27 protein-coding genes are annotated in these 22,789 nt (G+C 73.0%); 12 read left to right on the top strand and 15 right to left on the bottom strand.

The window, feature by feature from the left end:
- Nucleotides 1-41 precede the first annotated feature (41 nt).
- Nucleotides 42-806: a sigma-70 family RNA polymerase sigma factor gene (locus tag ABD086_RS07255; RefSeq protein WP_343906815.1), complete on the top strand. Its 765-nt coding sequence runs from the start codon at nt 42-44 to the stop codon at nt 804-806.
- A gap of 79 nt (nt 807-885) precedes the next feature.
- Nucleotides 886-2,037 (top strand): DUF5667 domain-containing protein, encoded by a 1,152-nt coding sequence (locus tag ABD086_RS07250; RefSeq protein ID WP_343906814.1) that lies wholly within the window; start codon nt 886-888, stop codon nt 2,035-2,037.
- A gap of 48 nt (nt 2,038-2,085) precedes the next feature.
- On the opposite strand, the gene ABD086_RS07245 is transcribed toward ABD086_RS07250, so the two are convergent.
- The 5 genes from ABD086_RS07245 to ABD086_RS07225 form a co-directional block, all read right to left on the bottom strand.
- On the bottom strand, nt 2,086-3,231 hold the full coding sequence (locus ABD086_RS07245) for a lysophospholipid acyltransferase family protein (protein WP_343906813.1): 1,146 nt from the start codon (nt 3,229-3,231) through the stop codon (nt 2,086-2,088).
- Complete coding sequence (locus ABD086_RS07240; protein WP_343906812.1) at nt 3,224-4,261, bottom strand: NAD-dependent epimerase/dehydratase family protein; 1,038 nt, start codon at nt 4,259-4,261, stop codon at nt 3,224-3,226. Before ABD086_RS07240 ends, ABD086_RS07245 begins: the two co-directional genes overlap by 8 nt.
- A 16-nt stretch (nt 4,262-4,277) precedes the next feature.
- Nucleotides 4,278-4,379: a 30S ribosomal protein bS22 gene (locus ABD086_RS07235; RefSeq protein ID WP_008356322.1), complete on the bottom strand. Its 102-nt coding sequence runs from the start codon at nt 4,377-4,379 to the stop codon at nt 4,278-4,280.
- Nucleotides 4,380-4,609: 230 nt separating this feature from the next.
- Complete coding sequence (locus tag ABD086_RS07230) at nt 4,610-4,813, bottom strand: helix-turn-helix domain-containing protein (RefSeq protein ID WP_343906811.1); 204 nt, start codon at nt 4,811-4,813, stop codon at nt 4,610-4,612.
- A gap of 163 nt (nt 4,814-4,976) precedes the next feature.
- A complete protein-coding gene (locus ABD086_RS07225; RefSeq protein ID WP_343906810.1) occupies nt 4,977-6,149 on the bottom strand; it encodes an acetoin utilization protein AcuC in 1,173 nt (390 codons plus the stop codon).
- Between the two features lie 181 nt (nt 6,150-6,330).
- Between ABD086_RS07225 and trpS the strand changes: the two genes are divergently transcribed.
- The 4 genes from trpS to ABD086_RS07205 all read left to right on the top strand — a co-directional run bounded on the left by trpS (nt 6,331) and on the right by ABD086_RS07205 (nt 8,851).
- Complete coding sequence (gene trpS, locus ABD086_RS07220) at nt 6,331-7,281, top strand: tryptophan--tRNA ligase (protein WP_343906809.1); 951 nt, start codon at nt 6,331-6,333, stop codon at nt 7,279-7,281.
- Nucleotides 7,282-7,361: 80 nt separating this feature from the next.
- Nucleotides 7,362-7,778: a hypothetical protein gene (locus ABD086_RS07215; protein ID WP_343906808.1), complete on the top strand. Its 417-nt coding sequence runs from the start codon at nt 7,362-7,364 to the stop codon at nt 7,776-7,778.
- 10 nt (nt 7,779-7,788) lie between these two features.
- The gene (locus ABD086_RS07210; protein ID WP_343906807.1) at nt 7,789-8,205 is read left to right on the top strand and encodes a thiol-disulfide oxidoreductase DCC family protein; all 417 of its coding nucleotides are present in this window, start codon (nt 7,789-7,791) and stop codon (nt 8,203-8,205) included.
- Nucleotides 8,174-8,851 (top strand): TetR/AcrR family transcriptional regulator, encoded by a 678-nt coding sequence (locus tag ABD086_RS07205; protein WP_343906806.1) that lies wholly within the window; start codon nt 8,174-8,176, stop codon nt 8,849-8,851. The genes ABD086_RS07210 and ABD086_RS07205 overlap by 32 nt, the downstream gene beginning before the upstream one ends.
- A 139-nt stretch (nt 8,852-8,990) precedes the next feature.
- Here ABD086_RS07205 and ABD086_RS07200 read toward each other — a convergent pair whose 3' ends face one another.
- From ABD086_RS07200 to ABD086_RS07165, 8 genes are all read right to left on the bottom strand, one after another.
- Nucleotides 8,991-9,125 carry a hypothetical protein gene (locus ABD086_RS07200; RefSeq protein WP_343906805.1) on the bottom strand — a complete coding sequence of 45 codons (135 nt, stop codon included), beginning with the start codon at nt 9,123-9,125 and terminating at the stop codon, nt 8,991-8,993.
- Nucleotides 9,126-9,229: 104 nt separating this feature from the next.
- Nucleotides 9,230-10,033 carry a pyrroline-5-carboxylate reductase gene (gene proC, locus ABD086_RS07195; protein ID WP_343906804.1) on the bottom strand — a complete coding sequence of 268 codons (804 nt, stop codon included), beginning with the start codon at nt 10,031-10,033 and terminating at the stop codon, nt 9,230-9,232.
- Nucleotides 10,034-10,162: 129 nt separating this feature from the next.
- Nucleotides 10,163-11,098: a proline dehydrogenase family protein gene (locus tag ABD086_RS07190; RefSeq protein ID WP_343906803.1), complete on the bottom strand. Its 936-nt coding sequence runs from the start codon at nt 11,096-11,098 to the stop codon at nt 10,163-10,165.
- A gap of 39 nt (nt 11,099-11,137) precedes the next feature.
- Nucleotides 11,138-11,875, bottom strand: coding sequence for an ABC transporter permease (locus ABD086_RS07185; protein WP_343906802.1), 738 nt, complete (start codon nt 11,873-11,875; stop codon nt 11,138-11,140).
- Nucleotides 11,872-12,585, bottom strand: a complete 714-nt coding sequence (locus ABD086_RS07180) for an ABC transporter ATP-binding protein (RefSeq protein WP_343906801.1) — start codon at nt 12,583-12,585, stop codon at nt 11,872-11,874. The genes ABD086_RS07185 and ABD086_RS07180 overlap by 4 nt, the downstream gene beginning before the upstream one ends.
- Nucleotides 12,586-12,727: 142 nt before the next feature.
- Nucleotides 12,728-13,324 carry a TetR/AcrR family transcriptional regulator gene (locus ABD086_RS07175; protein WP_343906800.1) on the bottom strand — a complete coding sequence of 199 codons (597 nt, stop codon included), beginning with the start codon at nt 13,322-13,324 and terminating at the stop codon, nt 12,728-12,730.
- Nucleotides 13,325-13,353: 29 nt separating this feature from the next.
- A complete protein-coding gene (locus ABD086_RS07170; RefSeq protein WP_343906799.1) occupies nt 13,354-14,145 on the bottom strand; it encodes a sugar phosphate isomerase/epimerase family protein in 792 nt (263 codons plus the stop codon).
- On the bottom strand, nt 14,145-15,080 hold the full coding sequence (locus ABD086_RS07165) for a Ppx/GppA family phosphatase (RefSeq protein WP_343906798.1): 936 nt from the start codon (nt 15,078-15,080) through the stop codon (nt 14,145-14,147). Before ABD086_RS07165 ends, ABD086_RS07170 begins: the two co-directional genes overlap by 1 nt.
- A gap of 43 nt (nt 15,081-15,123) precedes the next feature.
- Here ABD086_RS07165 and ABD086_RS07160 point away from each other — a divergent pair, with 43 nt between their 5' ends.
- The 3 genes from ABD086_RS07160 to ABD086_RS07150 all read left to right on the top strand — a co-directional run bounded on the left by ABD086_RS07160 (nt 15,124) and on the right by ABD086_RS07150 (nt 17,302).
- Nucleotides 15,124-15,885: a DUF3109 family protein gene (locus tag ABD086_RS07160; RefSeq protein ID WP_343906797.1), complete on the top strand. Its 762-nt coding sequence runs from the start codon at nt 15,124-15,126 to the stop codon at nt 15,883-15,885.
- Nucleotides 15,886-15,977: 92 nt separating this feature from the next.
- Nucleotides 15,978-16,616 carry a VOC family protein gene (locus ABD086_RS07155; protein WP_343906796.1) on the top strand — a complete coding sequence of 213 codons (639 nt, stop codon included), beginning with the start codon at nt 15,978-15,980 and terminating at the stop codon, nt 16,614-16,616.
- Nucleotides 16,613-17,302, top strand: coding sequence for a class I SAM-dependent methyltransferase (locus ABD086_RS07150; protein WP_343906795.1), 690 nt, complete (start codon nt 16,613-16,615; stop codon nt 17,300-17,302). The genes ABD086_RS07155 and ABD086_RS07150 overlap by 4 nt, the downstream gene beginning before the upstream one ends.
- On the opposite strand, the gene ABD086_RS07145 is transcribed toward ABD086_RS07150, so the two are convergent.
- Entirely contained in the window at nt 17,299-18,327 is a 1,029-nt protein-coding gene (locus tag ABD086_RS07145) for a LacI family DNA-binding transcriptional regulator (protein ID WP_343906794.1), read from the bottom strand. The two genes, ABD086_RS07150 and ABD086_RS07145, sit on opposite strands and share 4 nt — an antisense overlap.
- A gap of 98 nt (nt 18,328-18,425) precedes the next feature.
- Between ABD086_RS07145 and radA the strand changes: the two genes are divergently transcribed.
- Together radA and disA are read left to right on the top strand one after the other, a co-directional pair.
- Nucleotides 18,426-19,844 (top strand): DNA repair protein RadA, encoded by a 1,419-nt coding sequence (gene radA, locus ABD086_RS07140; protein ID WP_343906793.1) that lies wholly within the window; start codon nt 18,426-18,428, stop codon nt 19,842-19,844.
- 9 nt (nt 19,845-19,853) lie between these two features.
- Nucleotides 19,854-20,936, top strand: coding sequence for a DNA integrity scanning diadenylate cyclase DisA (gene disA / locus ABD086_RS07135; protein WP_343906792.1), 1,083 nt, complete (start codon nt 19,854-19,856; stop codon nt 20,934-20,936).
- Nucleotides 20,937-21,037: 101 nt separating this feature from the next.
- On the opposite strand, the gene ABD086_RS07130 is transcribed toward disA, so the two are convergent.
- Nucleotides 21,038-21,832, bottom strand: a complete 795-nt coding sequence (locus tag ABD086_RS07130; protein WP_343906791.1) for a hypothetical protein — start codon at nt 21,830-21,832, stop codon at nt 21,038-21,040.
- A gap of 64 nt (nt 21,833-21,896) precedes the next feature.
- On the opposite strand from ABD086_RS07130, the gene ABD086_RS07125 reads away from it, so the two are divergent.
- Nucleotides 21,897-22,757: an HhH-GPD family protein gene (locus tag ABD086_RS07125; RefSeq protein WP_343906790.1), complete on the top strand. Its 861-nt coding sequence runs from the start codon at nt 21,897-21,899 to the stop codon at nt 22,755-22,757.
- Nucleotides 22,758-22,789 lie beyond the last annotated feature (32 nt).

The following is a 22,789-nucleotide window of genomic DNA, read 5'->3' as shown; positions in this document are numbered from 1 at the left end:
GGGGAGGCTCCGGGGGAAGCTTCTTGGGAGGATGACGATCCATGCCGTGGGAGGACAGCGACGTCGTGCGCGGGCTGGACGCCCTGCGCCGGCTCGTCGCCCAGGCGCTGCTGGGTGAGCGCCCCGCGCTCGCCGGCGCGCCCGGAATCGTCCTCACCGAGGCGCTCGCGGGCGACCGCGCCCAGGCCGGCACCGGCAGCGGCGGCGGGTACGACGACGCCGACCTCGCCGCGTCGTCCGAGGAGGACGCCGCCGAGCGCACCCGGCTGATCGCCCTGGTCGAGCTGGCCCGCAAGGGCGACGCCGACGCGTTCGGGCTCCTCTACGACCACTACCAGCCGTCGGTCTACCGGTTCCTCTTCTACCGGACCCGCTCCGGCACCCTGGCCGAGGACCTCACCTCGGAGACGTTCTTCCGCGCGCTGCGGAGCATGACCAACTTCCGATGGCAGGGCAAGGACTTCGGCGCCTGGCTGATGACCATCGCCCGCAACCTGGCCACCGACCACTTCAAGGCCGGCCGCACCCGCCTCGAGCTCACGACCGAGGACATGGCGCTGCACGACGACGCCACCGAGGGCCCGGAGTCCACGGTGCTGGCCGGGCTGACGAACGAGATCCTGCTCAAGGCGCTCACCGAGCTGCCGTCGGAGCAGCGCGACTGCCTGGTGATGCGGTTCCTGCAGGGCATGAGCATCGCCGAGACGGCCGAGATCCTGGGCCGTTCCGACGGCGCGGTGAAGCAGCTGCAGCTGCGCGGCGTGCGCAACCTCGCCAAGCTCATGCCGGAGGGGTTGCGGGACTGATGACACGACGTGACGTAATCGTTTACATCGCCGGCGGGACCGCCGTAACCTCACCGCGCCACCCCTCGTTGAGGTCGACATGACTTGGGGGTTCCCGGCGCACCGGCGCGCCGACGAGTTCAACGAGCAGGTCGAGGCTCTCTCGACCGCTCCCGCGGCGACCCGTGACGCCGACCTGCTGGAGCTGGTCGGTGCGCTGCGGACCGTGCCGCAGGTGGCCGCTCGCCCCGAGTTCGTCGCCGACCTGCGCGCGCAGCTGATGGCCGAGGCGGCGACCGCCCTCGTGCCCGCCGACACCTCCCGGCTCACCCTCCCCCAGCGCCGCCCGACGCGCGAGCGCCGGCTGGCGGCCGTGGTCGGCGGCATCGCCGTCGTCGGCGTCACCACCGGCGTCGCGGTGGCGTCCCAGGGCGCCCTGCCGGGCGACTCGCTCTACCCGGTCAAGCGGGCCATCGAGAGCGCGCACACCGGCCTGTCGGTCGGCGAGGGCAGCAAGGGCACCGCGATGCTCGGCAACGCCGCCGACCGCCTCGACGAGGTCGACGCGCTGGCCCACCAGGACGGCCTCGGCGACGACCTGCGCATCGCCGACACGCTCAACACGTTCGCCGACCAGGCGACCCAGGCCTCCGACCTCCTGCTGGCCGACTACGCCCACACCGGCGACCCGAGCTCGATCGCCAAGCTCCACGACTTCGCCTCCTCCAGCCTCGGCCAGCTCGCGGCCCTCGAGCCGCTGGTGCCGGCCGAGGCCCGCGACGAGCTGATCCGCGCCGCCGGGGTCCTGCAGGGCATCGACGCGGCCGCAGGGCAGCGCTGCCCGTCCTGCGGCGGGACGCCGATCGACTCGATCCCGCCGGTCCTCATCCCCACCGAGACCGTCTTCGTCCCGGCGGCGGCGTCGGCGCCGACGGCCGAGCCGAGCACGGGCGCCAAGAAGTCCGACCCGAAGAAGGGCGACGGCGGCGGGCCCGACCTGCCGAACGTCCAGCCCGACAACCTCGGCCCCGGCAGCGTGTCCGACCCGGACAGCGGACCGTCGTCCGACCCGACCGGTGGCGGCGACCCGCTGCAGGCGATCACGAGCACCCTGACCGGCGGTGGCGGCACGCACCACACCCCGGCCGAGAACCCGCCGGCGCCGAGCGCCGACGACGTCGTGGACGGCGTGACCGGCATCCTCGAGGGCGTCGTCGACGGGCTCACCGGCCAGCAGACCCCGGCTCCGTAGCACTCGGCGGCCGAGGCCTCGGCCGCTAACGAGTCCCAGCGAGCTCGCTCAGCGGAAGACCGACTGCCGCTGCATCAGCAGCGTGTAGAGCGTCTGCTGGATCGTCTCGCGCACCTGGTCGGTCACGTTGAAGACCAGCATCGGGTCGTCGGCTGCGCCCGGCTCGAACTCGTCGGTGCGGATCGGCTCGCCGAACTCCAGCAGCCACTTCGACGGCAGCGGCACCAGCCCGAGCGGGCCGAGCAGCGGGAAGAGCGGCGTGATCGGGATGTACGGCAGGCCGAGCAGCCGCGCCAGCGACGGCACGTTGCCGACCAACGGGTAGATCTCCTCGGCGCCGACGACCGACAGCGGCACGATCGGCACCCCGGTGCGCAGGGCCGCCGAGACGAACCCGCCCCGGCCGAACCGCTGCAGCTTGTAGCGCTCGGCGTACGGCTTGCCGATGCCCTTGAAGCCCTCGGGCCACACACCGACGAGCTCGCCGCCGCGCAGCATCCGCTCGGCGTCCTCGGTGCAGGCCAGGGTCGCGCCGCTGCGCCGGGCGATGGTGCTCACGAACGGCAGCCGGAACACCAGGTCCGCGCCGAGCGGGCGCAGGAACCGGCCGGTCGTGTCGTGGATGGACACCATCGTCATCAGCCCGTCGACCGGGATCGTGCCGGAGTGGTTGGACACCACCAGCGCGCCGCCCTCGGACGGGATGTTCTCGGCGCCGCGCACCTCGACGCGGAACCACTTCTCCGCGATCGGGCGCAGCGTGGCCATGAGGAACCGCTCGGTGACCTCGGGGTCGAAGCCGTACTCGTCGACCTCGTAGGCGCCGGTCACCCGGCGACGCAGGAAGGCCAGGAACCGGGCCAGCTGCGGCTCCCACTGCTCGCCGAACACCTCGCGGGCGGCGCCCTGGAGGGCGGCCAGCCAGTCGGAGGCGGGGATGCCGCCGGCGGGCTCGCGGTCGGTTGCGACGACCGGGGCGCGCTCGGCCTCGGCGGGAGCGTCGACGGCCGGGGTGGGCGCCGCCTTCGTGGCGGGGGCCTTCCGCGACGGGGCCTTCTTCGTGGCCGGCTTCGTGGCCGGCTTCGGGGCCGGCTTCGGGGCCAGGCCGCGGGCGGCGGAGGACGGCTGCGCGCTGCCGGAGCCGCGGCCCGGGCGGCCGCGGGTACCGATCGGGATGATCTCGGCGTCACCCATGCAGGGCGCTCCTCTCCGGCTCGGGGAGGCCGGCGGCGACGCGGGCCAGGACCCTCTCGGTGCGGCCGCCGGTCGGCGTCAGCCCCGCGCCGAAGTCGGCGAGGGCCGCGGCGGTGGAGTACGCCGGCTCGAAGCCCAGGTCGGTGCGCATCCGGGTGGTGTCGACCCCGCGGCCGTAGGTGAGCAGCGCGAGCAGCTCCGGCGGCAGGTCGGTGACCCGCGCCGAGCGGAGGGCGGAGCCGACGCCGCCCAGGGCGAACGACGGCAGCGCCACCCGGGCGCGCTGGAGCCGGCGTACCACCTGGGAGAGGGTGACGACCCCGTCGCCGGCGACGTTGAACGTGCCGGCGACCTCGGCGTCGACGGCGTGACACAGCACGCCGATCAGGTCGCGCTCGTGGAGGAACTGCAGCCGGGGGTCGAAGCCGAGCACGGTCGGGACCACCGGCAGCCGGAGGTACGACGTGAGCGGGCTGGCCACGTGCGGGCCGATCACGTTCGCGGCGCGGACGGTCGTCACCCGGACGTCGGGCCGCCGGCGGGCGAACCCGCGCACGTACCCCTCGACCTCGGCGACGTCCTTGGCGTAGCCCGCCCGGGCCGCGCGCCGCGGCTCCATGTCCTCGGTGAACATCGCGGGGTCGCGGCTGCTCGCGCCGTAGACGGTGGTCGAGGACTTCACGACCAGGGTGCGCAGCCCCGGCGCCTTCTGGCAGGCGGCCAGCAGCTGCATCGTCCCGATGACGTTGAGCTCCTTCATCGTGTTCCGCCCGCCGGCCGTGCCGGGGGTGGCGATGACGCTCATGTGGACGACCGTGTCGACGTCCTCCTTGACGATCACCTTGGCGATGATCGGGTTGCGGATGTCCGCACGCACGAAGGAGACGTCGCCGATGTCACCGCGCGGAGGCATCGCGTCCACGCCGACCACCCGGGCGACGCCGGGCTGGGCGGCCACCGCACGCGCGAAGCGCCGGCCGAGGTCGCGTGAGACCCCGGTGACCAGGACGACCCTGCCGGCGCTGCCCATGCGGCGCGTGCGCGGACTACTTGCCGAGCTTGCGACGCTGGACGCGCGTCTTCTTGAGCAGCTTGCGGTGCTTCTTCTTCGCCATGCGCTTGCGCCGCTTCTTGATGACAGAACCCACAGGGAAACCTTTCAACGCAGTACTGCGGTTCCCCGGACGGGCCCGGGGGACCGGCCAAGCCTATCCGCCGCAGCGGGACAGGCAGAATCGAGCCGCCACTGTCCGAGCCTGCGAGGGCAGCGCCAGCGGCGAAGGTTGAGGAGCGTCGGCCGGACCGGAGCGCAGCGACGGACCGAGCGACGCGTCTCGAAACCGGTCGAATCCCGACCGGATCGGTGCAGTTCGGGCGCTCAGCCGGCGCTGTAGAAGCTCTTGCGCAGGTACTCGTCGACGTCCTTCTCGAGAACCCGGAAGGACCGGCCGACCCGGACGGCGGGCAGCTCGCCGTTGTGGACCAGCCGGTAGACGGTCATCTTGGAGACGCGCATCATCGCCGCGACTTCGGCGATGGTGAGGAACTTGGAGTCGGAGATGTCCCCGGAGCTGGTAGCCATCGTGCACCGATACTTTCTGTCTGACGCGCCACCGGCTTCCCCGCCGGTGAGTGCACGCGTCGCGCATCCGTGAGAATAGAGCCTGATGTGACTCGTGGGGAAGGGGTTCACCAAAGTCGCGTAAGGGACCCGGCGTGTCCGCTTGCCATCGGCGCCAGAAGGTCTAGGGCAGCGGGTCCAGACCGTGCAGAGGGAAGGCCTCCATCCGGGTCGCGTGGATGGCCCGGTCCAGCCACGTCTCCGGGTCGTAGCCCTCGCTCCAGTCGCGGAAGGCGGGCGTGCGGCCGTCGGTCATCCGGTACGGCGCGACCCGACCCAGCGCCGTGCGCACGTGCTCGCGCCACTCGTCCGGGGTGTCCGTCAGCGGGTCCAGCGGGTTGCCGCCGGCGATCGCGAGCAGGTGGGTCCACGCGCGCGGCACCACGTCGACCAGCGCGTACCCGCCACCCCCGGTGGCGACCCAGCGACCGGCGCTGACCTCGTGGGCCAGGTCGTGGAGCGCGAGGTACGCCGCGCGCTGACCGTCCACGCTCAGGCTGAGGTGCGCGAGCGGGTCCTCGACGTGGGAGTCGCACCCGTGCTGGGTGACCAGGACGTCGGGGCGGAACTCCCGGAGCAGGGGCGGCACGACGGCGTGGAACGCCCGCAGCCAGCCGCCGTCCCCGGTGCCGGGCGGCAGCGCGACGTTCACCGCCGAGCCGAGCGCGTCGGGCCCGCCGAGGTCCTTCGGGAAGCCGGTGCCCGGGAACAGCATCTGCCCGGTCTCGTGCAGCGAGATCGTGAGCACCCGCGGCTCGTTCCAGAAGATCCGCTCGACCCCGTCGCCGTGGTGGACGTCGACGTCGACGTACGCGACCCGCTCGGCGCCCTGGTCGAGCAGGTGCTGGATGCCGATCGCGACGTCGTTGTAGATGCAGAAGCCGCTGGCCCGGCCGCGCATGGCGTGGTGCAGTCCGCCGGCGATGTTGACGCCATGCAGGGACTCGCCCGACCACACGCGGCGGAACGCCTCGAGGCTGGCACCCACGATGTGCGCGGCGGCCCGGTGCATGCCCGGAAACACCGGGTTGTCGTCGGTGCCGAGCCCCCGCGGCTCGTTGTACTCGGCCTTCTTGACGGCCTCGATCAGCACCGCGTCGTGGACGCGGGCGATCTCGTCGTCGGTCGCGATCGGCGCCGGCACCCGGACCAGCTGGCCGCCCACCACGCCCAGGGCCTCGGCCAGGCGCATCGTCAGGTCGACCCGGACCGGCGACATCGGGTGCGCCGGCCCGAAGTCGTACTCGGTGAGGCTCGGGTCGAAGACGACCGCCGCGGGACCGGGACAGGCGGGCATGCCGACGACGCTACCGGTACCCTGGCCGGGTGCTACCGCGTCCCATGTTCTGGTGGCCCGCCTGAGGGCGGACCACCTCTCGACGCGCACGCACGTCATCCACCGGCCGCCCACGGGCGGCCGTTCTGCATTTCCCGCGCAGGGCCGTCGGCCCGTGGGCTCTCACCACCAGGAGCTCACCATGACCCGCACCCTCTCCCTGCTCACGCCCTCGGGCCGGCTCACGCTCGGCAGCTACCTCGGCGCCCTGCTCCCGATGTCGCACCGGCAGGACGACGCGTTCTACGGCGTGGCCGACCTGCACGCCATGACCACCGACCACGACCCCCGGCTGCTGCGTGCGTACACCGACGAGATCGCCACGCTGTTCCTCGCCGCCGGACTCGACCGGGCCACGCTCTTCCGCCAGAGCCGGGTGCCGGCGCACGCCCAGCTGGCCTACCTGCTCGAGTGCACCGCGTCCACCGGCGAGCTGAACCGGATGATCCAGTTCAAGGAGAAGGGACGCGGCGTCGACTCGACCCGCGTCTCGCTCTACACCTACCCGGCCCTGATGGCGGCCGACATCCTGCTGTACCGGCCGGCGCAGGTGCCGGTCGGCGCCGACCAGCGTCAGCACGTCGAGCTCACCCGCGACCTCGCGCTGCGCTTCAACCGGCGCTACGGCGAGGTGTTCACGGTGCCCGAGGTGGTGACCGCCGCGGACGGCAGCGCCCGGGTCATGGACCTGCTGCACCCCACCCGGAAGATGTCGAAGTCGGCCGACGCCGCCGGCTCGGTGTACCTGCTCGACCCGCCGGACGTCGTCCGCCGCAAGGTCGCCCGGGCGGTCACCGACTCCGAGACCGGGCCGGGGGCCGTCCGTACCGACGCCGCGAAGCCCGGGGTCACCAACCTGCTGGCGATCCTGGCCGCGTGCGGCGGCTCCGCGGACGGCATCACGACGTACGGCGCCCTCAAGCGCGCCGTCACCGACGCGGTGGTCGCCGAGCTCGAGCCGCTCCGGAAGCGGTACGCCGAGCTCGCGGCGGACCCGGCGTACGTCACCGCGGTCCTCGAGCGCGGCGCCGAGCGGTGCCGGGAGGTCACCGCGCCGGTGCTGGCCGCGGCCCAGGCGGCGATCGGCATCTGACCGGTATTGAACATGTTCAAAAACTGCTCTACGGTGCTGACACGACCACTTTTGAACACGTTCAAGAAAGCGAGACCACCGTGACCTGGACCGTCGGCACCTACGTCGTCTACCTGCTGATCACCGTTCCCCTCACGATCTGGGTGGCCAGCACCCTGTCGCGCAACGGCCGCGTCTTCCTCGAGGACGTCTTCGACCAGAGCGAGGGCCTGGCGCACGCCGTGAACCGGCTGCTGGTGGTCGGCTTCTACCTGCTGAACCTGGGCTTCGTGATGCTGTTCCTGCGGATCGGCGACCCGGTGCCCGACCTGGGCGGCCTGTTCGACACGCTGAGCGTCAAGGTCGGCGTCGTGATGCTGACGCTCGGCGTCGTGCACTTCTTCAACGTCTACGTGTTCAACGCGATCCGCCGGCGGAGCCGCCTCGAGCGCACCCGCGTCGCGCCCGTCCCGCCGCAGGGCAACCTGTCGCCGCAGCAGCCGGCGTACCCGGCCTGAGGTCGCGACCATGACCGTCGAGGGCCTCACCGTGCTGACCGATCCGGGCTGCCCGCTGTGCCGCTCGTTCGCGGGATGGCTGGCCGGGCAGCCGCTGCTGGTCCCGCTCGACCTCGTCGCAGCCGGCTCCGCCGAGGCGCGGCGGCGGTTCCCGGGCCTCGACCACGCCCGCACGCTCGAGGAGGTGACCGTGGTCGGCGCCGACGGCGCCGTCTGGACCCACGAGCACGCGTGGGTGATGTGCCTGTGGGCGACCCGGTCGTACCGCGGGATGGCCGAGCGGCTGGCCCACCCGCGGCTGCTGCCACTGGCCCGCGGCGCGGCGTTCAGCGCCGCGGGGCTGCGGCACCTGCTCGGGAGCGGCGCGGCCGGAGGGGGTGACTACGCTGACGACTGTGCCGGAACCTGCCCGCTCCCCCAAGGCTGAGCAGACCCGGCGGACCATCGTGGACGCCGCCATGCGGCTGTTCAACCGCGAGGGCTACGGGCGGACGACCATGCGCGCGATCGCCGCCGAGGCGGGCGTGTCCCTGGGCAACGCCTACTACTACTTCGGGTCCAAGGAGCACCTGATCCAGGCGTTCTACGACCAGCTCCAGGCCGAGCACGCCGCCGCTGCCGAGCGGGTCCTGCAGCGCGACAGCCGGTTCGACCAGCGGCTGCACGGCGTCCTGCACGCGTGGCTGGACGTCGCCGAGCCGCACCACGAGTTCGCGGGCGAGTTCTTCCGCAACGCCGCCGATCCGAAGAGCCCGCTGTCGCCGTTCAGCCCGGAGTCGGCGCCGGCCCGCGACGCGAGCATCGCGCTGTTCGCGCGGCTGGTCGAGGAGTCCGACGCGAAGCCGCTCGCGGCGCTGCGGCCCGAGCTGCCGCAGCTGCTGTGGCTGCTGCAGATGGGCGTGGTGCTGTTCTGGGTGTACGACGACAGCCCGCACCAGCAGCGCAGCCACGCGCTGGTGGCCCGGATCGTCCCGATCGTCGACCGGCTGGTACGGCTGTCGCGGCTCCCGGTCGTGCGCGGCGTCATCGACGACGTGGTCGGCCTGGTCCACGCGCTCCGGTCGCCGTCATGACCGGGCGGCTCGTCGCGGCGGCGTACGTCGCGACGGTGGCCGGCCTCGCGGTCTTCGGCTTCGCGACCGGCTCGACCGCGGGCATCCTGCTGGCGGGAGCCCTGTCGCTGCCGGTCAGCGTCCCGGCGATCGTCGGCTTCTACGTCGCGTACGGCCTGCTCGCCCAGGTCCCCGGGGCGAATCCGTCCGTGAGCACCGGGACCGGGTCGTGCACGGCGGACGGCGTGTGCGAGTACTCCTCGACCGGCGACCTGGCCACCTGGTTCCTGGTCACGACCGACGTGCTCGGCGTCGCGGCCCTCGCTCTCGCGGCGGCGGCGAACGTGGTGCTGGTCCGCCACCTGCTCGGTCGCCGCTGGAGCCCCCGAGCTGACCGGCTCAGCTGCCTTCGGCCAGCGCCCGCGACCGGTCGCGGGCGGCCTCCATCGCGGCGAGGAACGCCGCGCGCACCTTGTGGATCTCGAGCTCGCGGAGCGCGGCGGCCGTCGTGCCGGCGGGCGAGGTGACCTGCTCGCGGAGCACGACCGGGTGGGTGCCGGTCTCGCGCAGCATCTTCGCGGAGCCGACGACGGTCTGGACGACGAGCTCGGTGGCGGTCGCGCGCGGCAGCCCGAGGTGGACGCCGGCCTCGATCATCGACTCGACCACGAAGAAGAGGTACGCCGGGCCGGAGCCGCTGATGGCGGTGACCGCGTCCTGCTGGCGCTCGGGGATGCGCAGCACCTTGCCCACCGACGCCATCAGCGCCTCGGCCTCGGCGAGGTGGTCCTCGGAGCAGTGCGAGCCCGGCGAGATCGCGGCCATGCCCTCGTCGACCAGCGCCGGGGTGTTCGGCATCACCCGCACGACCGCGACGCCGTCGGGCACCCGGGACTCGATGAACGCCGTGGTGATGCCGGCCGCGAGCGAGACGACGAGCTGGCCGGGCCGCAGCTCCGGGGCGATCTCCTCGAGCACGTCGGCCATGTCCTGCGGCTTCACGACCAGCGCCAGGGTGTCGGCCCTGCGGGCCGCCTCGGCGTTGCCGACCACCGCGACGCCGTACCGCTCCTCGAGCTCGCGGGCCCGCTCGGGGCGCTTCTCGCCGACCAGCAGGTGGTCGACCCGGCGCCCGGCGCGGACCAGGCCGGACAGGAGGGTCTCCCCCATCACGCCGGCTCCGAGGATCGCGGTCTGCGCCATTCGACCCACTCCTCTTTCACTCATTCGATTTCGACGCGCCCGTCGCGGCCTCGTCCCTCGACCGCGGGGCTTGCTCGATCTTCGCCCCCCACGCGCCCGCTCCTTCGTCGCGGTCGCTGCGGGCTCCACCTACTTCTTGGAGATCAGGGACCTCAGGAAGAATGTCAGGTTCTGCGGACGCTCCGCGAGCCTTCTCATCAGGTAGCCGTACCACTCCAGGCCGTAGGGGATGTAGACGCGGACCGTCTCGCCCGCCGCCGCCAGGCGGCGCTGCTCCTCGGGCCGGATGCCGTAGAGCATCTGGTACTCGTAGGACCCCTGCGCCCGGCCGTACCGGCTCGCGAGCGAGGAGGCGATCTCGACCATCCGCGGGTCGTGGGTCGCGATCATCGGGTAGCCCTCGCCGGCCAGCAGCACCTTGAGGCAGCGGACGTAGGACTTGTCGATCTCGGTCTTGTCCTGGAACGCGACGTCCTCGGGCTCGAGGTAGGCGCCCTTGCAGAGGCGGACCCGCGAGCCCTCGTGGGCCAGCGCGCGGCAGTCGGCCTCGGTGCGCTTCAGCGCGGCCTGGAGCACCGCGCCGGTCTCCGGGAAGTCCTTGCGCAGCTCGCGCAGGATCGACAGCGTCGAGTCGGTGGTGGTGTGGTCCTCCATGTCCAGCGTCACCGTCGTGCCGGCGTTGCGGGCGGCCCGGCAGATCGTGCGGGCGTTCTCCAGGGCGATCTTCTGGCCGCTCTCCGGGAGGAACTGGCCGATCGCGCTGAGCTTGACCGACACCTCGGCGTGCCGGGTCAGGCCGCGGGCCGACAGCGCCGCGAGCACGTCGAGGTACGCCGCGACCGTCGCCTCGGCCTGCTCGGCGTCGAGGGTGTCCTCGCCGAGGTGGTCCAGGGTGACGCGCAGGCCGTCGTCGACCAGGCGGCCGGTGGCCTCGACGGCGGAATCGGTGGTCTCGCCGGGAACGTAGCTGCGGACGATTCCGGCCGAGACCGGCATGGTGCTCACCATCTTCTTGACCGCGGCGCTGCGGGCCAGGAGGAGGAGCGGCTGGCGGAGGAGCGACATGTCCCTCAGGCTACGACGGGACCGTCGCCAACTCCGATTTCAGGGGGTACGCCGGCGCAGGGTGGCCGCCCCCAGCGCGAGCCCGCCCACGGCGAACGCCGCGACGATCGCGACGTCCTGCCAGACCTGGGCCGTGCTCGCCGTGGTCGTGAGGTGCTGCATCGCGTCCACGGCGTACGACAGCGGGAGCGCGTCGCTGACGGCGTGCAGGAAGGCGGGTAGCGCCTCGCGGGGCACGAGCAGCCCGCACAGCAGCAGCTGCGGGATGACGATCGCCGGCATGAACTGCACCGCCTGGAACTCGGTACGGGCGAAGGCAGAGACGAACAGGCCGAGTGCGCTGCCGAGGATCGCGTCGACGACCGCGACCACGGTCAGCAGCCACAGCGGGCCGATGACGTCCAGGCCGAGCAGCCCGACGCTGACCGCGACCGCGAGGACCGACTGGACGGCGGCGACCAGGCCGAACGCCAGCGCGTAGCCCACCAGGAAGTCGAGCTTGCCCATCGGCATGGCGAGCAGCCGTTCGAGGGTGCCGCTGCTCCGCTCGCGCAGCGTGGTCACGCTGGTCACGAGGAACATCACGATGACCGGGAAGATCGCGAGCAGCGCCGGGCCGATGTGGTCGAAGAGCAGCGGGTTCGCGTCGTCGTAGACCCACCACAGCAGCGAGATCAGCAGGCACGGCAGCACGAGCAGCATCGCGAGCGTGCGGTGGTCCCGGCGCAGCTGGATCAGCACGCGCTGCGCGACGGCGAGAGTGATCCGGATGTTCATGCCGCGTCGCTCCTCACGATCGCGAGGAACGCCGACTCGACGTCGTTCACGCCGGCCCTCGCCTTGATCTCCGCCGGCGTCCCGTCCGCGATGATCCGCCCGGTCCGCATCAGCAGCAGGCGGTCGCAGCGCTCCGCCTCGTCCATCACGTGGCTCGAGACGAACACCGCGACGCCGGAGTCGGCGAGCCGGTGGAAGAGGCTCCACAGGTCCTCGCGGAGGACGGGGTCGAGGCCGACCGTCGGCTCGTCGAGGACGAGGAGGTCGGGCTCGCCGAGCAGCGCGACGGCGAGGCTCGCCCGGGACTGCTGGCCGCCGCTGAGCCGCCCGACGACGTCGCCCGCACGGTCCTGCAGGTCGACGGCTGCGATCGCGCGGTCGACCGCGGCCCGGTCCGCGCCGATCACCCGGGCGAAGAACCGCAGGTTCTCCGCGACGGTCAGGTCGTGGTAGACGCTCACGGCCTGGGTCACGTAGCCCACCCGGTCGCGCAGCGGCCGGCTGCCCGCGGGCCGGCCGAAGACCTCGATCGTGCCGCCCCTGACCTGCTGCACGCCGACGAGGCAGCGCATCAGCGTCGACTTCCCGCACCCGGACGGCCCGAGCAGGCCGGTGACGCCCCCACCGATCGTGAGGTCGAGGTGCTCGAGCACCGGGTGCCGCCCGCGGACCACGTGCAGGTCCCGGATCTCCACCGCGTTATTCACCATGTGATGAATTGTGATCGCGTCGCCGGGTCGGCGCAAGGGACTTCGGGCCGGACTTGTCGGGGAAAACTGCCGCTTGTCGGCCGAAGTTTCGGCCGACAAGTACAGGTTTCCCCGGTTGACCGGGGAAACCGCCGGGCCCCACCTACGACAGCGGGCCGGACAGGTACCGCTGCAGCGTCGGCCCGTAGATCGCCACCAGGACGTCACCCGGGAGCGACGCGAGCGGCTCGACCGCGAGCACGTAGCGGAGCACGACGATGCCCACCAGCTGCGACGCCACCAGCGGCATCCGCAGCTCGGGCTCGTCGATCTCGAGGCCGGCGGCGAGGGGGGCGAGCACCATCCGGAGGAAGCCGTCCTCGACCAGCTGCTGCCCGCCCGGCTCGAGGATGCCGCGCACCACCGCCAGCAGCGGCAGGCGGCTCTGCTCGTCGTCCCAGACCGAGACGAACAGCCGCATCAGCCGTTCGCCGGCGCCGTCGAGGCCGCCCTCGATGACCGGCCGGATCGCGACCCGCGGGTCGACCGCGAGCTCCAGGGCCGCGACGAACAGGTCGTCCTTGGTGCCGAAGTAGTGGTGCACCAGCGCCGCGTCGACGCCGGCGGCGGAGGCCACCGCACGGACCGAGGTGCCGGCGTACCCGTTGGCGGCGAACGACGAGCGCGCGGCGGCCAGGATCGCGGCGCGCGTGTCCGGGGTGCCCGGCCGGCGACCGCGCCGGGACGCCGCGGTGCTCACGCGGTGCTCACGGGGTGCTCACGGGGTGCTCACGGCGTCGTCACCGACAGGTGCTCGCGGGCGAACTCCAGCGACTCGCGCAGGTCCGCCTCGCGCTCCGCGGTGTCGCGGCACTTGCGGGTGTTGATCTCGACGACGATCTCGCCCGCGAACCCGACCTTGGCGAGGTGCCGCAGGAACGGCGCCGCGCCCATCGACCCGCGGCCCGGCACGAGGTGCTCGTCCTTGGCCGACCCCGTGCCGTCGGTGAGGTGGATGTGCCGGAGCCGGTCGCCGAGCCGGCGCGCCATCAGGATCGGGTCGGACTGCGCGATGGCCGCGTGCGAGAGGTCGATCGTGGTGTTGGCGTACGACTCCTCGGACGGGTCCCACCCCGGGAGGTACATCTCCATCCCGCGGCGCGAGGACGCCCGCCACGGGTACATGTTCTCGACCGCGAACGCGACGCCCGTCGAGGCCTCGAGGGCGGCGATGCCCTCGACGAAGTTGGCGGCGTAGGTCTTCTGCCAGCGGAACGGCGGGTGCACCACGACCACCTCGGCGCCGACCGCCTGGGCCATCTCGGCGGAGCGCTCCAGCTTGCCCCACGGCTCGGTGCCCCAGACCCGCTGCGTGAACAGCAGGCACGGCGCGTGCACGGCGGAGATGGGGATCTCGTGGTGGTCGGACAGCTGCTTGACCGCCGACGTCTGCTGGCTCAGGGCGTCGATGCCGACCATCACCTCGACGGCGTCGTACCCGAGCGACGCCGCGTAGCCGAAGGCGTGCGCGGACGACTCGGGGTAGACCGAGACCGTCGAGAGGCCGATGCGGGGGGTCATCAGAGGATCGCCGCGATCTGGTCGAGCCGTTCGAGGATCACACCCTCGCGCAGCGCCCACGGACAGATCTCCAGCGCCGGCAGGTCGAAGATGTCCATCACGGCCTCGGCCACGAGCGCGCCGGGCAGGACCTGGTGGCTGCGGCTCGGCGAGACGCCGGGCAGGCCGGCGAGCTCGCCGGGCGTCATCGCCACCAGCTTCGGGATCCACTCGGTAAGGGCGGCCAGCGGCAGCGCGCGCGGGACGAGCGGGCCCTCGGCGGAGGGTGCAGCGCCGCAGATGCGGGCCAGGGAGCGGAACGTCTTGGACGTCGCGGCGGCATGGTCCGGCGTGCCGGCGCGCAGCAGCCGACCCGCGTCGCGGGCGATGTCGGCGCGGATCTGCCGGCGCAGCTCGCGCACGGTGTCCTCGTCGGGCGGGCCGTCGGCGAAGTACTGCCGGGCCAGCCGGGCCGCACCGAGCGGCAACGACCAGGCGACGTCCGGCTCCTCGTCCGCACCGCCCGCGATCTCCAGCGAGCCGCCGCCGATGTCGAAGACCGACAGCCGGCCCGCGGACCAGCCGAACCACCGGCGTACGGCGAGGAAGGTCAGCCGCGCCTCGTCCTCCCCCGACAGCACCACGATGTCCTGGCCGGTCCGCTCGCGGACCTCGGCCAGCACCGCGTCCCCGTTGCCCGCCTCGCGGACCGCCGAGGTCGCGAACGCCAGCATGTCCTCGCTGCCCTTGTCCTCGGCGACCCGCAGGGCCTGGGCGGTGAACTCGGCCAGCGCGTCGATGCCGGCCTGCGCGACCTCGCCGTTCTCGTCGAGGTGCTCGGCCAGGCGCAGCGGCTGCTTGTAGGAGTACGCCGGGAGCGGGGCCGCACCGCGGTGCGCGTCCACCACCAGGAGGTGTCCGGTGTTGGAGCCGATGTCGAGCACGCCCAGGCGCATGGCACCAACGTACCCGCGACGAGACGGCACGTAGGGTTGGGCCGTGCCCGAAGTCGACCTGGTGTTCCCTCGCGCGTTCGTGGAGTTCGTCAACCCGGCCGACGAGACCGAGGTCATGCGCTGCGACCTGACCTGGCTGACGTCCAGCTACATGTGCATCTTCGGCCAGGGCTGCCAGGGCATCTACGCGGACGCCCCGGACGTCGGCTGCTGCACGCTCGGCGCCCACTTCGCCGACAAGGACGACGAGAAGCGGGTCGCGGCATACGTCGGGATGCTCGACGAGGAGCTCTGGCAGCAGAAGCCGCCCGGCAAGGTCCGCAAGGAGCATTGGGTCGAGCTCGACGACGACGGCGAGCGCAAGACCCGTGTCACCGAGGTCGACGGCCAGCAGGCGTGCGTCTTCCAGAACCGCCCGGACTTCAAGAACGGCGCGGGCTGCGCGCTGCACGCGCTGGCGTACGTGCTCGGCAAGAACCCGCTCGAGACCAAGCCGGACGTGTGCTGGCAGCTCCCGATCCGGCGCACGTTCCGCGAGGTCAAGCGGCAGGACGACACGACGTACACCGAGGTGACGATCGGCGAATACGATCGCCGCGGGTGGGGACCGGGAGGCCACGACCTCGACTGGTACTGCTCGGGCAACACCGAGGCCCACGTCGCGATGGAGCCCGTCTACGTCACCAACGAGGCCGAGCTGACCGAGCTGATGGGCAGGCCGGCGTACGACGAGCTGGTGCGGCACTGCGAGGCCCACCTGCGGTCCCGCTCGGCCCTGGCGCTGCACCCAGCCGATCCGCGCTGACCGAGATCCGATTCGCGCCCGATAACGTCTCGACGTCAAGAGACACCGACCCCGGTGTCCGACGTGCCTGAGAGGCCGCCGAGAATCGGGGCATGCGCCTGGACCATCTCTCTTTCGCAGCAGGACCGGATGGCCTCGCCAGCACTGCCCAGCGCATCGGGGGTCTGCTCGGCAAGGACTTCGTCGACGGTGGGGTCCACCCCCGCTTCGGTACCCGCAACATGATCCTGCCGCTCGCCGGCAACACCTACCTCGAGATCGTCGAGGTCCTCGACCACCCCGCGTCGGACAAGGCCCCCTTCGGCCAGGCCGTACGCGCCCGCTCCGCCCTCGGCGGCGGCTGGCTGGGCTGGGTGGTCGCGGTCGACGACATCACCCAGGTCGAGCAGCGGCTCGGCCGCGAGGCCGTCAAGGGCAACCGGCACCGCCCCGACGGCAAGGAGCTGGTCTGGAAGCAGATCGGCGTCCACGGCCTGATCGCCGACCCGCAGCTGCCGTTCTTCATCCAGTGGGAGTCGCCCGCGGACATGCACCCCAGCGCGGGCGCGGACCCGGCGTTCTCCCTGGCCTGCCTGGAGATCGCCGGCGACCCGCAGCGGGTCAGCGAGTGGCTCGGCGAGACCGTCGAGGCGCCCCTGGAGGACGTGAAGGTCGAGTGGGTCGCCCCCAACGGAACCCCCGGCATCCTCGCCTGCCAGGTGCAGACGCCGAACGGGCTCGTACGTCTGTGAGTCCCGGGGCTCGGCCGAGCCCCAACATCTGGCACCACACCGCGACGTACGAGGTCGAGAACCGCGCCGTCGACCCGGACGGGGCGATCGAGCGCGCGATGCGGGCGGTCGACTCCTGGGACGGCCGCACCGTCCTGGACCTCGGCTGCGGGACCGGGTTCCACCTGCCCTGGTTCGCGGCGACCGCGGCGTCCGTGGTCGGCGTCGAGCCGCACGCCGACCTGGTGGCGCTGGCGCGCCGCCGCACCCGCCGGCTGCCGAACGTGTCCGTGCTGCAGGGGACCGCCCAGTCGCTGCCGCTCGCGGACGCGTCCGTCGATGTCGTGCACGCACGCTGGGCGTACTTCTTCGGCCCCGGCTGCGAGCCCGGACTGGCCGAGCTGGACCGGGTCGTACGCCGCGGCGGCACGGCGTTCGTGATCGACAACGACCCGACCCGGTCGACGTTCGGCGCCTGGTTCCGGCGCGGCTACCCCGAGGTCGACCCCGCGGCCGTCGAGCGGTTCTGGTCCACCCGGGGCTGGACCCGCACACCGGTCGACATGCGCTGGTCGTTCTCCTCGCGGGCGGACCTCGAGGCCGTCGTGCGCATCGAGTTCACCCGCGAGGTCGCCGACGAGGTGCTGGCGGCCCACGAGGGCACCGAGGTCGACTACGCGGTCAACCTCTGGTGGCGACGCTTCTAGGACGACCCGCGCAGCGCCAGCCTCGGCGTGAGCATCACGCCCGGGCCGACGACCGGCGGGTGGGCGAGCATGCCCTCCAGCGCCTTCACGATCTCGATCGCGACCTGCTCGAGCGGCTGGCGCACCGACGTGAGGCCGGGCGGGACGACCTGCGCGACCTGGGAGTCGTCGAAGCCGACCACGGCGATCTCGCGGCCCGCCTCCATCCCCCGCTCGCGCAGCGTGTGCAGCACCCCCATCGCGAGGGTGTCGGAGGCGCAGACGAACGCCGAGGGGTGCGCCTCGTCCAGCAGCACCGCGCTGGCCTCGCGGCCGGACGCGACGGTGTCCTCGACCCGGGACGCCAGGCCGGTCGTCGACAGGCCGCGGGCGTGCATGGCGCGGCTCCAGCCGGAGCGGCGGTCCTCGCCGATGAAGGAGTCCTTGCGCCAGCCGATCCACGCGATCCGGTGGTGGCCGCGCTCGATCAGGTGGCTGGTGGCGAGGTCGGTGCCGGCGGCGCCGTCGACGTCGACCCAGGCGTGCTCGGCGGCGGGGTTGTCCCAGGGCCGGCCGAACGCGACGAACGGCGCGCGCCGCTGCTGCAGCCACGCCGCCTGGGGGTTGCCCAGGTAGGTGTCGGTGACGACGAACGCGTCGACGGCCGTCGAGCGGAGCAGGTCGTCGTACCCGGAGACGGGATCGTCGTGGTCGCCGGAGAACAGCAGCACGTGGTAGCCGGCCTCGCGCGAGGTCTCGACCAGCGAGTGCACGAACCGGTCCATGGTCGCGTTGGCGGTGCCCTCCTGCGCGGGGTTGATCCGCATCCCGATCAGGTGGGAGGCGCGGGTGCGCAGGTTGCGGGCGGCCCGGTTCGGGGAGTAGCCGAGCTCGTCGATGGCGGCGAGCACCCGGGCGAGGGTGTCGGCGCGCAGCAGGTCGGGGTTGTTGACCGCGTTGGAGACGGTCTGGCGGGAGACGCCGGCCCGCTCGGCGACGTCGGCCAGGGTCGGAGGCGTCGCGAGCCGACCGATGCTCCTGGTCACCTCGAGCTCCTCTCGACCCCTCGACGGTCTTGATCGATCCAATGACACCATAACCGGGCGTGTCGGCGCTGTCGGCGCCGTCACTTAGCGTGTGCGCCATGCCGAAGACCGCCCGTCCCTCGTTCCGGTGCTCCGAGTGCGGCTGGGAGACCGCCAAGTGGGTCGGCCGCTGCGGCGAGTGCCAGGCCTGGGGGTCGGTGGCCGAGGCCGCCACGGCGCCCGCCGGGCGCACGTCGGCGAGCCCCGTGACCAGCCCGGCGGTCCCGATCGGCCAGGTGTCGGTGGAGGACTCGACGTTCCGCACCAGCGGCGTGCCCGAGCTCGACCGGGTGCTCGGCGGCGGGCTCGTCCCCGGGGCGGTGATCCTGCTGGCCGGCGAGCCGGGCGTCGGCAAGAGCACGCTGCTGCTGGAGGTCGCCGCGCAGACGGCGCGCTACCAGCGCCGCACGCTCTACGTCACCGGCGAGGAGTCGGCGTCCCAGGTGCGGCTGCGCGCCGACCGGACCGGGGGCGTCCACGACGAGCTCTACCTCGCGGCCGAGACCGACCTCGGCGCGGTGCTCACCCACATCGAGGAGGTCCGCCCGAGCCTGATCGTGGTCGACTCCGTGCAGACCATCGGGGCCTCGGGCGTCGACGGGGTGCCGGGCGGGGTCAGCCAGGTCAAGGAGGTCGCGGCCGCACTGGTGCGGGTCGCGAAGACCCGCAACATCACCACGGTCCTGGTCGGCCACGTCACCAAGGACGGCTCGATCGCCGGACCCCGGGTGCTCGAGCACGTCGTCGACGTGGTGCTGCACTTCGAGGGTGACCGCGACTCCCGGTTCCGGATGGTCCGCGCGATGAAGAACCGGTTCGGGCCCGTCGACGAGGTCGGCTGCTTCGACCTCAGCACCGAGGGCATCAACGCGGTCACCGACCCGACCGGCCTGTTCGTGGAGAGCCACCACGGCCAGGTGCCGGGCACCTGCGTCGCGGTGACCATGGAGGGGCGCCGGCCGCTGCTCGCGGAGGTCCAGGCCCTGGTGACGCACAGCGCCGCGGAGCGGCCCCGCCGGACGACGTCCGGGCTCGACTCCTCCCGGGTCGCGATGGTGATGGCGGTGCTCCAGCAGCACTGCGGGGTCCGGCTGCACACCTTCGACGTGTTCGCCTCGACCGTGGGCGGCGCGCGGCTGATGGAGCCGGCCAGCGACCTGGCGGTCGCGGTCGCGCTGACCTCCGCGAGCCGGGGCGCTCCGGCGCCCCGCGGCGTCGTCGCCATGGGCGAGATCGGCCTGTCCGGCGAGCTGCGCCGGGTGCGCGACCTGCCGCAGCGCCTCAGCGAGGCCGCACGGCTCGGCTTCCAGCTCGCGGTGGTGCCCACCGAGCCGGGGCGGCCGCCCGCCCGGTCGCCGGAGTCGTGGACGGTCGACGGCATGCGAGTCCTCGACGTGCCCGACGTCGGCTCGGCCCTGCGGCTGCTGCACCTGCTCGCCGCGGACGTTCAGCGTCCGCGTCCCGTCGAAGACCTCTAGACTCACGGCGTGCCCCCCGACCGCTCGGACGAGACGCTGCGCCTGCGCGCGACACTGGCGTCGATCGCGCCCGGAACCCCGCTCCGCGACGGCCTCGAGCGGATCCTCCGCGGCCGGACCGGCGCCCTGATCGTCCTGGGGCACGACAAGGTCGTCGAGGCGATCTCGACCGGCGGGTTCACCCTCGACGTCCCGTTCACCGCCACCGGCCTGCGCGAGCTGGCCAAGATGGACGGCGCGATCATCGTCGACAAGGACGTCACTCGGATCATCCGCGCGGCCGTGCACCTGATGCCCGACCACACGATCCCGTCGGAGGAGACCGGCACCCGGCACCGCACCGCCGACCGGGTGGCCCGGCAGACCGGGTACCCCGTGATCTCGGTGTCGCAGTCGATGCAGATCATCGCGGCGTACGTCGGCGAGACCCGCCACGTGCTCGAGGACTCCGGCCAGATCCTTTCGCGCGCGAACCAGGCGCTGGCGACCCTCGAGCGGTACAAGCTCCGCCTCGACGAGGTCTCCGCGACCCTGTCCGCGCTGGAGATCGAGGACCTGGTCACGGTCCGCGACGTCGCGGTCGTCGCCCAGCGGCTGGAGATGGTCACCCGGATCGCCGCCGAGATCGAGGACTACGTGCTCGAGCTGGGCACCGACGGCCGGCTGCTGTCGCTGCAGCTCGAGGAGCTGGTGACCGGCGTCGACACCGAGCGCGAGCTGGTGATCCGCGACTACCTGCCCACCGGCCGCCGCTCCAAGAGCCCCGAGGCGCTGCTCAACCGGCTGGAGTCGCTCTCGTCGACCGAGCTGGTCGACCCGGCCGCCGCCGCGCGGGCGCTCGGCCTCGGCACCGGCGAGCACCTCGACGGCGCCGTCGCGCCGCGCGGCTACCGGCTCCTGGCCAAGGTGCCGCGGCTGCCCAGCGCGGTCGTCGACCGGCTGGTCGACCACTTCGGCACGCTGCAGAAGCTGCTGTCCGCCGGCGTCGACGACCTCCAGGCGGTCGAGGGCGTCGGCGAGCTCCGCGCCCGCAGCGTCCGCGAGGGCCTCTCCCGGCTCGCCGAGTCGACGATCCTTGAACGGTACGTGTGACGAAGTCACACCTACCGTTCGTCGGTGGTCGAGCAAGCGGCACGGCTGAGGAACGAAGCTGTGGCCCGCGTGTCGAGACCCGGTGAGCCGGGCAGCAGCCGCTAGTGGGCCGAACCCGTCGCTGACCCGGACGGCGAGCCCGACGACGTCACCGGACGACCGGTCGGCTTCCCGGTCGGCTTCCCGGTCGGCTTGCCGCTGGGGCTCTGCGTCGGGGTCGCGGTCTGGGTGACCGTGGTGGCCGTGGGCCGCTTCAGCTCGAACTGGAGGTCGGACGGCTCGCCGCCGAGCGCCGCGGCGGTCACGTGGTACCAGCCCGGCATCGCCCAGTCGGTGAGCTTCGTGCACTCCTCGCCGGACCGCTTGGCCTCGCGCCACATGATCCCGAGGTTGGTGGTCACCGCCTTGCGGACGACGACGTCGCGCACCGGGATCGCCCGCGGGCACTGCCGGCTCGACCAGATGGCGTCCTTGCCGGAGGTGATGTTGACCGTCACCGCGTCGGCGCCGGTGCGCCAGGTGCAGGCCTCCGACTCCAGGGTGCGGAGCTGGAGCACGACCAGGACGTCGCGGCCCGCCACGGCGTTGGTGACCTTCGGGGTGACGGCGATGTCGGAGCCGTCGCAGTCCCCCTCGGGTGCGGCCAGGGTGGGGGTCGGCTTCGGGGTCCTCGTGCGGTGCTTGGTGGGCGTGGCCGCCGGCGTCGTGGGAGCCGTCGACGTCGGCGCGGTGCCGGCGGCGACCTGGGCCGCGGTGTCCTCGCCGGACGAGGCGTCGCTGCCGCCGACGAGCAGCCGGCCGATGCCGAACACCAGCGCGAGCGCCGTACCGAGCACGAGCAGCCGGCGGAACCAGTACACCCTCGCGGGGAGCGGTCCTCGGGTCAGCGGCGGCATGCTCAAACGCTAGTCAGCGCCCGGCTCCGGATGGTGGTGCCACACCGGGCAGGATGTGCGTGCGATGAGTGAACTGCACGAGCCGGTGCTGCGCTGGTACGACGAGCACGCGCGCGACCTGCCCTGGCGCGGCGAGCAGGCCTCGCCGTGGTCGGTGATGGTCTCGGAGTTCATGCTCCAGCAGACGCCGGTGTCCCGGGTCCTGCCCGTGCACGCGGAGTGGCTCCGGCGGTGGCCCACCCCCGCGGCACTGGCCGCCGAGCCCAGCGGCGAGGCGGTGCGGGCGTGGGGCCGGCTGGGCTACCCGCGCCGGGCGCTGCGGCTGCACGCGGCCGCCACCTCGATCGTCGAGCGGCACGGCGGCGAGGTCCCGGCGTCGTACGACGACCTGCTGGCGCTGCCCGGCATCGGCGACTACACCGCGGCGGCGATCGCGACGTTCGCGCACGGCCGGCGCCACGTGGTGCTGGACACCAACGTGCGCCGGGTGCTCGCGCGGGCCGTCCAGGGCGTGGAGCTCCCCGCTCCCTCGGTCACGAAGGCGGAGCGCGAGGTCGCCCGCGAGCTGCTGCCGGAGCACGACGCACCGACCTGGTCGGTCGCGGTCATGGAGCTCGGCGCGCTCGTGTGCACCGCGAGCAACCCGCGCTGCGCCGCCTGCCCGGTGCGGGACCTCTGCGCGTGGCGGGCGGCCGGGCACCCGCCGTACGACGGTCCGCCGCGCAAGGTGCAGGCCTGGGCCGGGACCGACCGCCAGTGCCGCGGCCGGCTGCTCGCCGTGCTGCGCGACAGCGAGGGACCCGTGCACCGCTCGCTCCTCGACGCGGCCTGGTCGGAGGAGGCGCAGCGCATCCGCTGCCTGGCGTCCCTCGTCGACGACGGCCTGGTCGTGCCGGCCGGCCCGGACACCTACGCGCTCCCCTGAAATGCCGAGTCGGCGCCANNNGCCCCGACGCA

This window comes from Nocardioides aquiterrae (assembly GCF_039526625.1).
Classification (GTDB): Bacteria; Actinomycetota; Actinomycetes; order Propionibacteriales; family Nocardioidaceae; genus Nocardioides; species Nocardioides aquiterrae.
The sequence above is the reverse complement of the archived record's forward strand: the minus strand, read 5'-3'. Positions and strand labels throughout refer to the sequence as shown.

What these genes read in the sequence shown, in the direction of transcription:
- ABD086_RS07240 (WP_343906812.1), bottom strand. Translation starts at nt 4,261, where the DNA reads ATGGGCAGCGCCGGCAGGGTCGTCCTGGTCACCGGGGTCTCACGCGAC.
- ABD086_RS07185 (WP_343906802.1), bottom strand. Translation starts at nt 11,875, where the DNA reads ATGAACATCCGGATCACTCTCGCCGTCGCGCAGCGCGTGCTGATCCAG.
- proC (WP_343906804.1), bottom strand. Translation starts at nt 10,033, where the DNA reads ATGGCGCAGACCGCGATCCTCGGAGCCGGCGTGATGGGGGAGACCCTC.
- ABD086_RS07225 (WP_343906810.1), bottom strand. Translation starts at nt 6,149, where the DNA reads ATGCCCGCCTGTCCCGGTCCCGCGGCGGTCGTCTTCGACCCGAGCCTC.
- ABD086_RS07190 (WP_343906803.1), bottom strand. Translation starts at nt 11,098, where the DNA reads ATGTCGCTCCTCCGCCAGCCGCTCCTCCTCCTGGCCCGCAGCGCCGCG.
- ABD086_RS07230 (WP_343906811.1), bottom strand. Translation starts at nt 4,813, where the DNA reads ATGGCTACCAGCTCCGGGGACATCTCCGACTCCAAGTTCCTCACCATC.
- ABD086_RS07155 (WP_343906796.1), top strand. Translation starts at nt 15,978, where the DNA reads ATGCGCCTGGACCATCTCTCTTTCGCAGCAGGACCGGATGGCCTCGCC.
- ABD086_RS07125 (WP_343906790.1), top strand. Translation starts at nt 21,897, where the DNA reads ATGAGTGAACTGCACGAGCCGGTGCTGCGCTGGTACGACGAGCACGCG.
- ABD086_RS07170 (WP_343906799.1), bottom strand. Translation starts at nt 14,145, where the DNA reads ATGACCCCCCGCATCGGCCTCTCGACGGTCTCGGTCTACCCCGAGTCG.
- ABD086_RS07165 (WP_343906798.1), bottom strand. Translation starts at nt 15,080, where the DNA reads ATGCGCCTGGGCGTGCTCGACATCGGCTCCAACACCGGACACCTCCTG.
- ABD086_RS07130 (WP_343906791.1), bottom strand. Translation starts at nt 21,832, where the DNA reads ATGCCGCCGCTGACCCGAGGACCGCTCCCCGCGAGGGTGTACTGGTTC.
- ABD086_RS07250 (WP_343906814.1), top strand. Translation starts at nt 886, where the DNA reads ATGACTTGGGGGTTCCCGGCGCACCGGCGCGCCGACGAGTTCAACGAG.
- ABD086_RS07255 (WP_343906815.1), top strand. Translation starts at nt 42, where the DNA reads ATGCCGTGGGAGGACAGCGACGTCGTGCGCGGGCTGGACGCCCTGCGC.
- ABD086_RS07245 (WP_343906813.1), bottom strand. Translation starts at nt 3,231, where the DNA reads ATGGGTGACGCCGAGATCATCCCGATCGGTACCCGCGGCCGCCCGGGC.
- ABD086_RS07180 (WP_343906801.1), bottom strand. Translation starts at nt 12,585, where the DNA reads ATGGTGAATAACGCGGTGGAGATCCGGGACCTGCACGTGGTCCGCGGG.
- ABD086_RS07210 (WP_343906807.1), top strand. Translation starts at nt 7,789, where the DNA reads ATGACCGTCGAGGGCCTCACCGTGCTGACCGATCCGGGCTGCCCGCTG.
- radA (WP_343906793.1), top strand. Translation starts at nt 18,426, where the DNA reads ATGCCGAAGACCGCCCGTCCCTCGTTCCGGTGCTCCGAGTGCGGCTGG.
- trpS (WP_343906809.1), top strand. Translation starts at nt 6,331, where the DNA reads ATGACCCGCACCCTCTCCCTGCTCACGCCCTCGGGCCGGCTCACGCTC.